The organism is Komagataeibacter intermedius TF2, from assembly GCF_000964425.1.
Taxonomy (GTDB): Bacteria; Pseudomonadota; Alphaproteobacteria; order Acetobacterales; family Acetobacteraceae; genus Komagataeibacter; species Komagataeibacter intermedius.
Genome location: NZ_BANF01000748.1, coordinates 1 through 225 on the forward strand (window position 1 = coordinate 1; position 225 = coordinate 225).

1 protein-coding gene is annotated in these 225 nt (G+C 65.3%); it reads left to right on the forward strand.

Annotated features, from left to right (window positions below):
• On the forward strand, nt 1-225 hold a 225-nt coding region (locus B7449_RS19165; RefSeq protein WP_048884112.1), incomplete at both ends, for a hypothetical protein.

Below are 225 nucleotides of genomic sequence, written 5' to 3' on the forward strand. Positions count from 1 at the left end.
GCCGATCTGCGTCCGTCGGAGATCACCGCGCGCCTTGGCGCTCCGTGGTTGCCGGTCAGCGACATCATCGCCTTTACCGCCGAGGTGCTCGGGGTCGAAACGGTCATCTATCACGCACCCGCGGTCGCCTGCTGGACCGTGGAGAAACGGGCGTTCATGGGCAAGGCCGAGGCTACGTCAGTCTGGGGAACGGAACGGCGACATGCCGGCGAACTGCTGGAAGAT